The 13680-nt window shown below is 54.0% G+C and carries 10 protein-coding genes; 5 read left to right on the plus strand and 5 right to left on the minus strand.

Annotated elements, in window-relative coordinates; all coding sequences use genetic code 11:
• Nucleotides 1–98 precede the first annotated feature (98 nt).
• Nucleotides 99–899: a glycosyltransferase family 32 protein gene (locus HVA01_RS10615; protein WP_146875392.1), complete on the plus strand. Its 801-nt coding sequence runs from the start codon at nt 99–101 to the stop codon at nt 897–899.
• 201 nt (nt 900–1100) lie between these two features.
• Nucleotides 1101–2753 carry a sulfatase-like hydrolase/transferase gene (locus tag HVA01_RS10620; protein WP_146875393.1) on the plus strand — a complete coding sequence of 551 codons (1653 nt, stop codon included), beginning with the start codon at nt 1101–1103 and terminating at the stop codon, nt 2751–2753.
• Here the strand turns inward: HVA01_RS10620 and waaF are convergent.
• Both waaF and rfaD read right to left on the minus strand, forming a co-directional pair.
• Nucleotides 2743–3780, minus strand: a complete 1038-nt coding sequence (gene waaF, locus HVA01_RS10625) for a lipopolysaccharide heptosyltransferase II (RefSeq protein ID WP_146875394.1) — start codon at nt 3778–3780, stop codon at nt 2743–2745. The two genes, HVA01_RS10620 and waaF, sit on opposite strands and share 11 nt — an antisense overlap.
• A complete protein-coding gene (gene rfaD, locus HVA01_RS10630) occupies nt 3773–4729 on the minus strand; it encodes an ADP-glyceromanno-heptose 6-epimerase (RefSeq protein WP_146875395.1) in 957 nt (318 codons plus the stop codon). The genes waaF and rfaD overlap by 8 nt, the downstream gene beginning before the upstream one ends.
• Nucleotides 4730–4833: 104 nt before the next feature.
• Here rfaD and glyQ point away from each other — a divergent pair, with 104 nt between their 5' ends.
• From glyQ to gmhB, 3 genes are all read left to right on the plus strand, one after another.
• On the plus strand, nt 4834–5805 hold the full coding sequence (gene glyQ / locus HVA01_RS10635) for a glycine--tRNA ligase subunit alpha (RefSeq protein ID WP_146875396.1): 972 nt from the start codon (nt 4834–4836) through the stop codon (nt 5803–5805).
• A complete protein-coding gene (gene glyS, locus HVA01_RS10640; RefSeq protein WP_146875397.1) occupies nt 5806–7872 on the plus strand; it encodes a glycine--tRNA ligase subunit beta in 2067 nt (688 codons plus the stop codon). It begins immediately after the preceding gene.
• A gap of 162 nt (nt 7873–8034) precedes the next feature.
• Nucleotides 8035–8583: a D-glycero-beta-D-manno-heptose 1,7-bisphosphate 7-phosphatase gene (gmhB, locus tag HVA01_RS10645; RefSeq protein ID WP_146875398.1), complete on the plus strand. Its 549-nt coding sequence runs from the start codon at nt 8035–8037 to the stop codon at nt 8581–8583.
• A 199-nt stretch (nt 8584–8782) separates the two neighbouring features.
• On the opposite strand, the gene gyrB is transcribed toward gmhB, so the two are convergent.
• The 3 genes from gyrB to dnaN all read right to left on the minus strand — a co-directional run bounded on the left by gyrB (nt 8783) and on the right by dnaN (nt 13638).
• Nucleotides 8783–11203, minus strand: a complete 2421-nt coding sequence (gene gyrB / locus HVA01_RS10650; protein WP_146875399.1) for a DNA topoisomerase (ATP-hydrolyzing) subunit B — start codon at nt 11201–11203, stop codon at nt 8783–8785.
• Between the two features lie 66 nt (nt 11204–11269).
• Nucleotides 11270–12403, minus strand: a complete 1134-nt coding sequence (gene recF, locus HVA01_RS10655) for a DNA replication/repair protein RecF (protein WP_146875400.1) — start codon at nt 12401–12403, stop codon at nt 11270–11272.
• Between the two features lie 131 nt (nt 12404–12534).
• A complete protein-coding gene (gene dnaN, locus HVA01_RS10660) occupies nt 12535–13638 on the minus strand; it encodes a DNA polymerase III subunit beta (RefSeq protein WP_146875401.1) in 1104 nt (367 codons plus the stop codon).
• Between the last annotated feature and the right edge of the window lie 42 nt (nt 13639–13680).

A 13680-nucleotide genomic window follows, 5' to 3' on the forward strand; every position in this document is an offset into this window, starting at 1 on the left:
ATAAGCTATTCGCCATATAGGCATCGCCTAGGCTGGTTAAATCTTTTTCCACCTATCAAATAATACCATGGTAATATCAATAAATTTAAGTAAGCCTAATGAATAAAATTCTTATTGTCGCCACAAGCCGGTTAATAAAACTTAGTGCCAATATTGCCAAGATGCTCAGCTACCCATTCCACTGGGCTTTTGCCAATAAACGTTTTACGCTTCCGGAGCAAGCAGCACCGCTGCTCAATCGCGCTAACCCTAGCTGCATCCCACAGATTATCTGGCAAACCAACTTCACCAATAGAGTGACTCTCCCGGTATACCTTAACTACCTGTTCAACCGGTTAATGGCTCCAAGCTTCGAGTATCGATTCATGATTACTGAGGCGCGCTGCGACTTCATTGCCGAACACTACCCAGAGATCCTTCCTCACTATGAGCGTCTGCAAATTGGAGCGGCTCAGGCCGACCTCTGGCGACTGTTGGTACTTCATAAGTTTGGCGGCGTCTATCTTGATATTGATGCCCACCAAATTTGGCCACTAAGCCGGGTGCTAGGTAGAGAACATCAGGAGCTCTACGTGACCACGCGGCGCGGCGAACTCAGTAACTATTTTATTGCCAGCAAACCCAGCAACCCCAACCTGCCGCGTCTAATCGAACAAGTAGTAGTCAATATTAAAGAGAACACACTGCGCAACGTATTTTATATTACTGGGCCAGGGGTTTTCATCGATCTTTTAGATCCAAGCAAAGTCCCTACTGTCTCCTATCGCCATGCGGTCCACCAGGGCAGCTTTACTAACGAATACTTCCAGTACATCGATAAGCCACAGGGCAAGTGGAACAAAGAACAACGTCACACCTTGGTTATACTCCCAGAGCAGGAAGATACCACCCATTTATAAAGCTCTTCATAGCCAACGATACAATGGCACCAAGGGAATAACATTGTCGGGATAGTTACTCAACGAATAGACAGCTCAAATTTAGCATGTTTCTTTTCCATCATTACTTGGCTTCAAAAGCACTATATACTCTTACATTACATAAGCATTGAGCATCAAAATTTAGCTTCGACTTTGAATCGCCCTACTTACCAGGATCCTATGTCTAAGTTTATATACGGGCACCTGCCCGCCCGAATAGCGCTTACCATAATCGGCCTCAGCCTTGGCTATACCATTACGGTCGTAACCCGCCTGCCGTGGTGGACGCTATTTTTACTCGCCGCCGTCTGGGTGGCTGTTGGGCTCAAGCTGCGCTGGGGCCGCCCTATTAATGCGCGTTACCGTAAAATGTGGCCATGGTCGCTAGTCCCATTGAGTCTTTTGGGCATTTACGTTTACTTGGCCGACAGCTTCGGGATTGTCGAACTCGGCTCGATATTTTTCCACCTGCAGGCGGGCATGGCCGAGCACGGCGGACCGGGGAAATTAATCATCGCCGCCCTTTATACAGCCATCATGATCGCTGTCCTGGCGTCGGTCACGTGGTTAACACGTCATGACCAGCGCTGGCGACTTGCCGAACGGTTTTTCGCTATCGTCTTACTCGCTTGCAATCCATTGCTGTATGGCTTGGGCCTGCGCAGCGCAGCGATTGTCACGGATGATGGGGCCTGGCTGGATCGGCGTTATGTGTCGCCACCGACTAATGAGCCTCACGATGCGCCCAATCTGCTTGTCTTGTACTTAGAGAGTATCGAGCGCACTTACGCCAATGAGCAGTTTGGTGATGTTTACGCAGACCTCAACGCGCTTGGTGAGCGTGGCGCGGTGTTCGAGGGCGTGCGCCAGATGGACAATACCGGTTGGACAATGGCGGGAATGATCGCCAGCCAGTGCGGCGTCCCTTTGATGCCAGCCGGTCTTCTCCACGATACGCAGTTTGAGCCTCTGTCTAAGGTAGTCCCAGGCGTTGACTGTCTGGGCGATATATTGGCTGCGCAAGGCTATCGGCTTAGTTACCTAGGCGGTGCCAGCACGCAGTTTGCAGGCAAGGGGCTATTCTATCGAGGCCACGGGTTCGATACGGTAAAAGGACGCGAAGAGTTAGTACCTCTGTTGGAAGACCCTGAGTATGTGAATAGCTGGGGTCTGTATGACGACACGCTTTATGACATCACCGTCGACGAAATACGCCGCCTCGACCAAGCCGATAACGGACCATGGGGAGTGGTGAACCTTAATCTTACAGGCCATGCGCCCAATGGCTATCCTTCACAATCCTGCGCGGAGCATCAGGGCGAATTCGATGGCCAGAATATCCTTTACTCGGTGGAGTGCTCGGCGTGGCTGGCGCGTGATTTGGTTGAGCGTTTAGAAAAAGAGGGGCTCCTCGACAATACGTTAGTCGTGTTGCTCAGTGACCACCTGACGATGCGCGTGTCAGTTTGGGATCAGTTGACGGCCATGGAAAGAGATAACACGCTGATTATGCTGGGTGAAGGGATTGAACCACAGCGTATCCGCCGTGATGCTACGATGCTGGATGTCTTTCCTACCCTGTTGGACGCGCTAGGCTTTCGCCTCGAAGAGCAGCGTGCCGGCCTGGGCACTTCTCTATTCAGCGATAAGCGCACGCTGGTAGAGAAGCACGGCATAGAGGTGCTCAACGAGCGCTTAAGGGAGGAGACAGCGCTCCAGCACCGGCTTTGGGAGGGAATTTCCCCCCGACGCCGTAGTGCCCAGGACTCTCCTCAAGAGCAAATCCTAGAGACACCTGCGGATATCGCCGATGAAGTTGAACTCATCCGTTAGCGATCACGCTCTGCTGGTCTGCGCGTAGGCGTTGATAAACCTGATCGACACTGAGCTGATTAAGGCAATTGGTGTGCCCCAGTGGGCAGGTACGCTGAAAACAAGGCGAGCAGGAAAGCGCTAAATAATGAATCACCGCATTGTCGGTCAGCGGCGGCGTATACACCGGCGAAGAAGAGCCGTATAGCGCATGGACACGGACGTCTACCGCAGCGGCCACATGCATCAAGCCCGAGTCGTTAGTGACGACGTGTCGGCAATCTGCCAACAGGTCAACCGCGTCGGCCAACTGGGTTTTACCGCATAAGTTGTGGCCGTGGGCAAGCCCTTGAACAATCGCTTCCCCCGCCGGGTGATCCTTCACCCCACCTAAGATGCGCACCTCAAAGCCGTCTTGTACCAACCGCTTGGCTAACGCGTGAAAGTAGCTGATTGGCCACTGCTTGGCAGGGCCATATTCGGCGCCGGGCATCATACCAATCGCCGGCCGCGATGAAAGCGAGTGGGTTAGGCGTAAATTAGTCAAATTATCGCGATCAATCTGTAGGCGCGGCTTAGGTAGCGCAAAATCGCCGCTAACCGCCTCTTCCAGAGGAAGCCCAAGCGACACAAACCGTTTTACCGTTTGATTGAGCACCTGTTTATCGAGTTTGCGGAGTTCCTTGAGAAGCCCGTAACGGTGCTCGCCGATAAAGCCAATGCGCTCGGGAATCCGCGCCATAAATGGCACCAGTGCCGCCTTCCAGGAACGCGGCAGCACAATCGCGCGATCAAAGCGCCCGCGCAGACGGCTGGCGAGTTCACGGCGGCTGGCCAAACCAAATTCACCGTGCCCCACGGTCAGCGGCAACACCTCGTCCACCTCGGGCATGCGCGCTAAAATAGGCTGTGACCACGCCGGCGCGACCACTCCAATCGTCGCACCGGGCTGGCGGGCTTTTAAGGTCATAAACAGGCTTTGCGCCATGACCATATCGCCGACCCACGAGGGGCCAATCACCAGCAAGCGCTGAGCGGAGTTAACCATTTAGCCACCCCAAGTAGGCCTTCACCCCTTGAGCGACCGTTTTAAATTCAATATCGCAGCCACTCGCGCGTAGGTTGCTAATGTCAGCGCGAGTATAGCTCTGGTAGCGCCCTTTCAGCTCTTCGGGGAAAGCAATGTAGTCGATCTTGCCTTCCCCGTAGAAATCGATCACGGCCTCGCCAATCGCTTTGAAGGGTTCCGCGCGGCCAGTACCCAAGTTAAAAATACCGGATTGATCGGGATGGTCTAAAAACCATAGGTTCACATCCACCACATCGCCGACATAAACAAAGTCACGGCTTTGCATACCGGCATCAAAACCGTCATAGGCGCCAAACAGCTTGAGCGTTTCGCCGTTACGAATTTGCAGGTGGTTATGGTAGGCCACGCTGGCCATTTTGCCCTTATGCTGTTCACGGGGGCCATACACATTGAAATAGCGAAAGCCTACCACCTGAGTGGTTAACTCGTTCCAGCGCGCTCGCACGTGCTGATCAAACAGCAGTTTTGAATAACCGTAAACATTGAGCGGCTTTTCGCACTCGGGCAGTTCTTTGAACACCTCGCTGCCGCCATAGGTGGCGGCTGACGACGCGTATAAGAAGGGAATCCCCTGCTGCTCGCAGTAATTTAGCAGCACTTTGGAGTACTCGAAGTTGTTTGCCATCATGTAGTGGCCATCCCACTCGGTGGTATCCGAGCAGGCGCCTTCGTGGAAAATGGCCTCTATGTTGGGCAGGTCGACGCTTTCACCGCGTAAAGCTGCTTTTATCCTGGCGAGAAAATCGTCCTTATCGAGATAGTCCGCCAGCGTGCAGTCGGCTAAATTGACGAATTTTGTACCATCGCGCAGGTCATCAACGACCATCACATCGTTGCGGCCGCGGGCGTTCAGTGCTTTGACTAAGTTGGCCCCAATAAAACCGGCACCGCCTGTTACCACAATCATACTGTTCTCCTTACCAAAAGCGGCTCTGCTGGAGCCTGTCACCTAACTGCCTAGGATTGTATACTTGACGCCTTATGAATTCATGGCCAACGGTGCTTTCCGCGATGAGTGTCTCGACAAACCAATCGACACCCGATGTGTCGACCTTTCAAGGCTTGATCCTTGCTCTGCAGCAGTACTGGGCAGAACAGGGTTGCGTCATCCTTCAGCCGCTCGATATGGAAGTCGGCGCAGGCACCTTCCACCCCGCTACTTTCCTTCGGGCTATTGGCCCCGAAACCTGGAACGCTGCTTACGTGCAGCCCTCAAGGCGCCCAACTGATGGCCGCTACGGCGAGAACCCTAACCGCCTTCAGCACTACTACCAGTTCCAGGTAGTCATGAAGCCATCGCCGAGTAACCTGCAGGAACTTTATCTTGGCTCACTTAAACGGCTTGGCCTCGACCCGTTGATTCACGACGTGCGTTTCGTCGAGGATAACTGGGAATCGCCAACCCTCGGCGCCTGGGGCCTTGGCTGGGAAATCTGGCTAAACGGTATGGAAGTGACCCAGTTTACCTACTTTCAGCAGGCCGGGGGCATTGAATGCTACCCGGTCACCGGCGAACTCACCTACGGGCTTGAGCGCATTGCCATGTACCTGCAGGACGTCGATAGCGTTTATGACCTTATCTGGGCGGTTGCGCCGGATGGCAGCAAAGTCACCTACGGCGATGTTTACCTGCAAAATGAGCGCGAGCAGTCAGCGTATAATTTTGAGCATGCGGATGTCGATCAACTGTTTGCGGCTTTTGACCATCAGGAAAAAGAGTGCGGCAAACTGCTGGCCGCCAGCTTGGCGCTGCCAGCCTATGAGCAGGTACTTAAAGCATCGCACACGTTCAATCTGTTAGACGCCCGTCACGCTATTTCGGTCACCGAGCGGCAGCGCTTTATCCTGCGCGTGCGCACCATGGCACGCGACGTCGCCACCGCCTACTATGAATCGCGTAAGGCCGAGGGTTTCCCCATGGCGCCTGAAACACTTCGCCGCGAACTGTTACAAGAGCTACTCGCTGAACAGGGAGACACCTAAATGGCCGTTAATACGCTTTTACTTGAATTGGGGGCAGAAGAGCTGCCACCCACAGCCCTGGATGCGCTTTCCGATGCGTTTGCCGCAGGCATTGAGAAAGGCCTGCAAGAAGCCGATATCCCCTTCACCAGCGTTAGCGCTTTTGCGACCCCGCGCCGGTTGGCAGTGCAAGTCCGTGAGCTTGCCGACAAGCAGCCTGATCGTGACGTCGAGCGCCGCGGCCCGGCGTTAGCGGCTGCCTTTAAGGATGGCATAGCCACCAAGGCGGCGGAGGGCTTTGCCCGCTCCTGTGGCGTCAGCGTGGATGAGCTGGCGCACTTGGAAACGGATAAAGGTACCTGGCTGGTATTCCGCGAAAAGCAGCAGGGCGAGACGGTGCAAGCGCTGCTGCCCGCAATTCTGCAAAAAGCCATCAGCACGTTACCGGTGCCCAAGTACATGCGCTGGGGCACTTCGCGGGTTGAGTTCTCACGCCCCGTTCATTGGCTTATGGCGCTGTACGGTAACGACGTGGTGGCAGCCGAAGCGCTGGGTTTACAGGCTAGCCGCACGACCTATGGCCATCGCTTCCACGCCCCTGACGCTATCCAGCTCGCCCACGCTGATGAGTACGTTGCTACCCTGGAAAATGCCTACGTCTTGGTCGATCGTGCCCAGCGCCGTGAACGTATTCGCGAACAGGTGCTGTCAGAAGCCGAAGTCCAGGAAGCCACCGCCGTCATCGACGAAGACTTACTTGTCGAAGTCAGCGGTTTGGTCGAGTGGCCGGTAGCCCTGACCGGTAGCTTCGATGAACGTTTCCTGGAGGTGCCCGCGGAAAGTTTAATCTCATCCATGAAGGCCAACCAGAAGTACTTTCACCTGCTGGATGACGCAGGCAAGCTAAAGCCGCTGTTTATCACCATCGCCAATATCGACAGCGCTGACCCCGATCAGGTCATTGCCGGTAATGAGAAAGTGATCCGCCCGCGCTTAGCCGACGCGGCGTTTTTTTACGCTACCGACCGCAAGCATACGCTTGCATCGCGCATTCCTCAGTTGGAGAGCGTGGTCTTCCAGCAACAGCTGGGCACGCTGGCCGACAAAGCGCGCCGCAGCACGGCTGTGGCCGCCTTTATCGCCGAACGAATCAACGGCGATGTGGCCCATGCCCAGCGCGCCGTGGCGCTCGCCAAATGTGATCTTGTCACCGAGATGGTGCTCGAATTTCCCGAGCTTCAGGGCATTATGGGGCGCTATTACGCCGCGCAAGACGTTGAGCCTGCTGAAGTGGCCCAAGCGCTTGAGGAACAGTATCTGCCGCGTTTTGCTACCGACGCTATCCCCCAAAGTGCCACGGGTAAGGCGTTAGCCCTGGCGGATCGTCTGGATACCCTGGTGGGTATTTTCGGCATTGGTCAGCGCCCTACTGGCGCGAAAGATCCTTTCGCCCTTCGTCGTGCCTCGATTGGCGTACTCAATATCCTGGTCAAAGGTGAGCTTAACCTTGACCTGCGCGAGTTGCTTAGCGTAGCCGTTGAACAGCACCAGGGCCTGCCTAAGGCCGATGGGTTAGTGGAAGATGTGCTGACTTACATGCTCGACCGTTTCCGCGCCTGGGGCCAGGAAGAAGGCATCAGCGCTGAAATGTACCTTGCAGTGCGCGCTCGTCCCGTTACTAACCCTCTCGACTTCGCTCGCCGCCTGCGTGCGGTTAAGGCCTTTGCCCAGCGCGAAGAAGCCGCAGCGCTGGCAGCGGCCAACAAGCGGGTTTCCAACATTCTGAGTAAACAGGCGCACGATGGCAGCACCCAGATTGATCAGAGCCTGCTTCAAGAAGACGCGGAGAAGGCACTGTTTAACGCCGTCGCTCACTGTCAGGAAAAAGTAACGCCATTATTTGCAGTCGGTGATTATCAGCTGGCACTGGATACACTGGCCACGCTACGTGAACCAGTGGATGCCTTTTTCGATCAGGTGATGGTCATGGCGGATGACCCGGCTATTCAGCGCAATCGTTTAGCGTTACTTGCTAGCCTTCAAGCCCTGTTTTTGGAAGTCGCGGATATTTCGCTGCTCCCTCAATAGTCATCACGCATTGATCGCAACCCAAGCCCAGCCCTAAACGGCTGGGCTTTTTTTGCGTGGGAGTACGTGTTTCACGTGAAACACTTTAGCTGGATCAGGGTAAGATCGCCGTAGAAATAGCAGGCAGACAATATCGCCAGCTCCCGTAACCATAGGATCGCTATGCTAAGTGCCGAGAAACTTGTCATCCTGGATCGTGATGGTGTCATCAACCATGATTCCGACAACTACATTAAATCTCTCGATGAGTGGCTGCCCTACCCCTCGGCAATCACTGCGATTAGCCGTTTATATCGAGCAGGCTATACTGTGGCCATTGCAACCAATCAGTCGGGTATCGCCCGCGGCTATTACGACGAAACGACGCTTCAGGCCATGCATGATCGCTTAATTGCCCTGGTGGAAGCTCAGGGCGGTCGTATTGCCCATATTGCCTACTGCCCGCACGGGCCAGACGATAAGTGTCAATGTCGTAAACCACTGCCGGGTATGTTGCTAAGCATACAGCGTCAGCTGGGATTAGAAAGTTTAACAGGCAGCTGGATGGTCGGGGATAGCCTGCGAGATCTCCAAGCCGGGGAAGCGGTAGGTTGCAACACAGCACTGGTCAGAACCGGGAAAGGGCTTAAAACTGAGCGCAAAGGTGCTGGCCTTGAAAAGGCGCGAGTCTTCGACGATTTAGCCCAATTCGTAGAGTGGCTAATTAAGTAGCTAAGCAGTAACACGCAATAGCTTGATGCTCTACGTTGGCCGATTCTTACACGGCCTCTGCTCATTCGCTGAAACTTTACGCTGCAAATGGCTAGCTACAAATAAAAAGCGCCGCCATGGACGTAATCCATAGCGGCGCTTTTTATTGTGACCACTTCCAATGTTTCACGTGAAACATTGGAATAGCGGACGGTTAGTTTTACACGTCGAGGTTGGCCACCAGCGCATTGGTTTCAATAAAGTCCCGGCGGGGTTCTACGTCATCGCCCATCAGGGTATTGAACATCATATCGGCGGCGACGGCATCTTCAATGGTCACGCGCAACATACGACGACTATCAGGATCCATGGTGGTGTCCCATAGCTGATCCGGGTTCATTTCACCCAACCCTTTATAGCGCTGTACGGAAAGGCCGCGCTGCCCTTCTTGCATAAGCCATGCCAGCACTTCCGAGAAGTGGGTTACCGGCTTCTGACGTTCGCCACGGGCAATATAGGCCCCCTCTTCCAGAAATCCTTCCAGCGTTTCGCCCAATTCGGCCATACCCCGGTAGTCGGCGCTTTCAAAGAAATCCAGCCCCCATACGTACTCGGTTGTTACCCCGTGGGCAATAAGCGATACGGTGGGCAAGAAGAGCCCACGTTCGGTGTCTTCCTGCAGGTGGAAGTGGTAACGCGGCCCGCCTTCATAGGCGACCAGGTCGTCCATTATTTTCTGTAGTTCATCAATCCAGTTCTGCATGGTCACGCGATCTTTCAGGCTTTCCTGGCCTTTCAGCGCAGAGGCATGAATAATCTGCTTGAGCACCTCTTTGGGATACACCCGCGATAGACGATCAATACGCCTCATAACATTGCGGTATTGATTTACCAGGGCTTCAAGCTGCGAACCGGAAATACCCGGGGCGTTGGCGTTAACATGCAGGCCTGCACCGTCTAACGCTGTCGTGGTTAAGTAATCCACCATCGCCTGTTCGTCTTTCAGGTAGAGTTCTTGCTTACCGCGCTTGATTTTATACAACGGCGGCTGGGCGATGAAAATATGCCCACGCTCGATCAGCTCCGGCATCTGACGGAAGAAGAACGTCAGCAGCAGCGTACGAATATGCGAGCCGTCGACGTCAGCATCGGTCATGATGATAACCGAGTGGTAACGCAGTTTATCGGGATTAAACTCTTCACGACCAATGCCACAGCCAAGTGCGGTAATCAACGTACCCACTTCGGCGGAAGACAGCATCTTATCAAAGCGGGCTTTTTCGACGTTGAGGATTTTACCTTTAAGGGGCAAAATCGCTTGGGTGCGACGGTCGCGCCCCTGCTTGGCACTGCCACCGGCCGAATCACCCTCCACCAGGTAAAGCTCTGACTGGCTGGGGTCTTTCTCCTGGCAGTCCGCCAGTTTCCCCGGTAGCCCGGCGATATCCAGCGCGCCCTTGCGGCGTGTCATATCACGCGCCTTGCGCGCTGCTTCTCGGGCACGCGCCGCATCCAGCATCTTATTAACGATCGCTTTAGCTTCGTTAGGTTTTTCAACAAGATACTCAGAAAATAGCCGGCTCATTTCCTGATCGACCGCTGTTTTCACTTCGCTGGAAACTAACTTGTCTTTCGTTTGAGATGAAAACTTAGGGTCGGGTACTTTTACCGAGATAATCGCGGTCAACCCCTCACGGGCGTCATCACCGGTGGTATTCACCTTGGCTTTTTTGAGCAGGTTTTCAGCTTCAATATAGTTATTCAGCGTACGGGTAAGGCCTGAGCGGAAACCGGCTAAGTGGGCGCCACCGTCTCGCTGAGGGATATTATTGGTGTAGCAGAAAATGTTCTCAGTGAAGGCTTCGCTCCACTGCATAGCCACTTCAACTTCAACGCCGTCTTCACGGATAGCGTTAAAGTGGAATACCGGGTTAATCACGCTCTTGTTGGTATTCAGATGGTCAACAAAGGCTTTCAAGCCGCCTTCATAGTGGAACAGCTCCTCTTTACCGCTACGCTCATCCATTAAACGGATCGCGACGCCAGAATTCAAAAAGGAGAGCTCTCGTAAGCGCTTCGCCAAAATATCAAAATGAAATTCAATATTGCCAAAGGTTTCTGGCGAGGGGCGGAAGTGAACCCGCGTACCACTTTTCTCAGTTTTACCTACCACGCCAAGCGGCGCTTGCGGCACCCCGTGGTGGTACATCTGCTCGAACACTTCGCCCTGGCGCCAAATAGTTAAGCGCAACTCGGCGGAAAGCGCGTTTACGACAGATACGCCAACGCCGTGAAGACCACCGGAGACCTTGTAGGAATTATCGTCAAACTTACCGCCTGCGTGCAGCACCGTCATGATCACTTCAGCAGCGGAAACCCCTTCCCCTTCATGAAGCTCGGTGGGTACGCCGCGGCCGTTATCGCTAACGGTGACCGACTCATCCGGGTGAATGACAACGCGAATTTCGCTGCAATGCCCGGCCAGGGCTTCATCGATGGAGTTATCCACCAATTCAAAGACCATGTGGTGCAGACCGGTACCGTCATCGGTGTCACCAATATACATACCTGGGCGCTTGCGTACCGCGTCCAGCCCCTTGAGCACCTTGATGCTTGATGAATCGTAAGCCTGCTCGCTCATTGACCACTCCGTCGTGAAGTCTGTCTCATTCCGTATCGCTTAGCCTCTCTGCGCTCAATTGACCAATCAGGCTCGACCAGACTGGCTGGTCAGCTCTAACGGCTGGTCGCTTAAGCGGCCAAGCCCCTGATCAGTATGTTTCACGTGAAACATTTTGACCGAGGTATCAGACCGCCAAGTACTACTTAACGCAGAAGGTTCAACGCTGGTAATAAATGCTTGGCACTGCATATCTTCAAGTAATGCACAAAACTGGTGACGATTTTGTTCGTCAAGTTCTGCTGGCAAATCATCGATCAGATAAATACAGTGCCGCTGTGCTGTTCTTTCCAGAAACCGCCCCTGGGCGAGTTTTAAAGCACTCACCACTAATTTTTGCTGGCCTCTGGAAAGTACTTCAATAGCAGGCTGTTTGTTTATCTTGATACGTAAATCTGCGCGCTGAGGCCCCTGCTGGGTAAAGCCCATTTGCTGGTCCGTTGCACGGCTGTCATGCAACACTGCGGCCAGAGAGCGTTCTTTATCCCACCCGCGGGCATAGTGCAACGACAAACCAGGTAGCGGTAGTAGCACCTTTAGCGTTTCTTCAAATACCGGCAGGAAGCCACTGAACCAAGCACGCCGAAGCTCATCCATCTGATCACCCCAAATGGCGAGTTCATGCTCCCAAACCGCCATTTCCTGAGGATCTATTCTACCACGCCTGAGCAGGGCATTCCGATGTTTCACTGCCCGTCGGGTCCGTTTCCATATACCCAAAAAGTCATGTTTCACGTGAAACACACCCCAATCAAGAAACTCGCGACGCCCAGCAGGCGAGCCCTCAAGCAAACGGAACGCATCAGGATTAATTAACTGCAGTGGCATCGCCTCGACTAACGCGGCTAGCCGGGCGTTCTTATCACCCCGCAAGCGCAATTCTAGCTCTCTCTGAGCACGTAAACGACGAACACCAAGGGTAACCTCAGGGTCACCGGTTAGCCGGCCATACAGCGTCATGTGTGGCTCATCGGCCTGGATGGCATGCTTTAACTGACGCGTGCGAAACGAGCGGCCCATGCCCAAGATGTGGATCCCTTCCAGCAGGCTTGTTTTACCACTGCCGTTAGCGCCACTGATAACGTTAATACGCGGGGACGGCGCCATATCAACCGGCAAGAGGTTGCGCAAGCCGTGGAAATTAAGCAGTGTTAGACTCATTTCATCATCACCACTTAAAGGCCTATCAAACGTAGGAACCATTGTGCCCAACGAGGAAGCGGCGCTTCTGTTGCCAGAAACGCCGCTAGCCTAGCGGGCCTTATGTAGTGCCTAGACAACAAAAAAGGCGTCTACAGGCGCATCGGCATAACAACGTACAGCGAATCGCCGCCACCCGGCTCTTCAAGCAGAGCGCTGCTATTGGGGTCGGCCAGGGTAATCTGCACGCGATCGTCGTTGAGCACTGTCAACACATCAACGAGATAACCGACGTTGAAACCAACTTCCATCGCCCCGCCGTTATACTCAACGGCGATATTCTCCTCTGCCTCTTCCTGCTCAGGATTATTGGCCATTACTTTGAGGTTATTCTCTTCAAGGTAAAGCCGCACACCACGGTACTTTTCGTTAGACAGAATCGCGGTACGCGAAAGCACTCGGCGCAGTTCAGCACGCTCGGCAAGCAGCACTTTGTCACCGTTGCGCGGCACCACGCGCTCGTAATCGGGGAACTTGCCATCGATGAGCTTAGACGTAAAGGTAAAATCACCGGTGTGGGCACGCACATGGCTGGAGCCTAGCGTTAAGCTAACGGGTTCATCGCTGTCGTCTAACAAACGCGACAGTTCTAAAATCCCTTTACGTGGCACGATCAGCTTTTGCGACTGGCTAACAGTCACCTCAATGGCGCGCGAACACATCGCCAAGCGGTGACCGTCTGTGGCCACCGTGCGCAGCAAATTGCTTTGAATTTCCAGCAGCATACCGTTCAGGTAATAGCGCACGTCCTGCTGCGCCATGGCAAACGACGTTGCTTCAATCAGGTGCTTCAAGGTGCCACGCGGTACGCTAATTTCCTGGCTACCATCAGCATCTTCGATATTGGGAAACTCCGCCACCGGCAGCGTTGATAGCGTAAAACGTGAACGACCGCTGCGCAGCACGGCGCGACCGTCTTCCACGGCAAGCTGAATATCCGACTGATCAGGCAGTGATTTACAAATATCCATTAGCTTACGAGCAGGTACAGTGGCGGACCCCGCCTGCTCGACTTGATTGGCCACGGTGCGCCCAATCAGCTCGACTTCCAAATCTGTGCCGGTGAGTGACACTTGGTCGCCCTCGACTTGAATAAGCACATTGGAGAGCACGGGCAGTGTCTGACGCCGTTCGACTACGCCAGCGACCAGAGTCAGCGGACGTAGCAGCGCCTCTCGGGAAATCGAAAATTTCATCAATACTCCGGTTCTATATCCTGGAAAACCTGTTTTACGGCA

The organism is Halovibrio variabilis, assembly GCF_007991175.1.
In the GTDB taxonomy this organism is placed as follows: domain Bacteria; phylum Pseudomonadota; class Gammaproteobacteria; order Pseudomonadales; family Halomonadaceae; genus Vreelandella; species Vreelandella variabilis.

Coding starts and splice junctions, on each gene's coding strand:
- glyQ (WP_146875396.1), top strand. CDS start 4,834: ATGAGTGTCTCGACAAACCAATCGACACCCGATGTGTCGACCTTTCAA.
- HVA01_RS10615 (WP_146875392.1), top strand. CDS start 99: ATGAATAAAATTCTTATTGTCGCCACAAGCCGGTTAATAAAACTTAGT.
- rfaD (WP_146875395.1), bottom strand. CDS start 4,729: ATGATTGTGGTAACAGGCGGTGCCGGTTTTATTGGGGCCAACTTAGTC.
- gyrB (WP_146875399.1), bottom strand. CDS start 11,203: ATGAGCGAGCAGGCTTACGATTCATCAAGCATCAAGGTGCTCAAGGGG.
- recF (WP_146875400.1), bottom strand. CDS start 12,403: ATGAGTCTAACACTGCTTAATTTCCACGGCTTGCGCAACCTCTTGCCG.
- dnaN (WP_146875401.1), bottom strand. CDS start 13,638: ATGAAATTTTCGATTTCCCGAGAGGCGCTGCTACGTCCGCTGACTCTG.
- glyS (WP_146875397.1), top strand. CDS start 5,806: ATGGCCGTTAATACGCTTTTACTTGAATTGGGGGCAGAAGAGCTGCCA.
- gmhB (WP_146875398.1), top strand. CDS start 8,035: ATGCTAAGTGCCGAGAAACTTGTCATCCTGGATCGTGATGGTGTCATC.
- HVA01_RS10620 (WP_146875393.1), top strand. CDS start 1,101: ATGTCTAAGTTTATATACGGGCACCTGCCCGCCCGAATAGCGCTTACC.
- waaF (WP_146875394.1), bottom strand. CDS start 3,780: ATGGTTAACTCCGCTCAGCGCTTGCTGGTGATTGGCCCCTCGTGGGTC.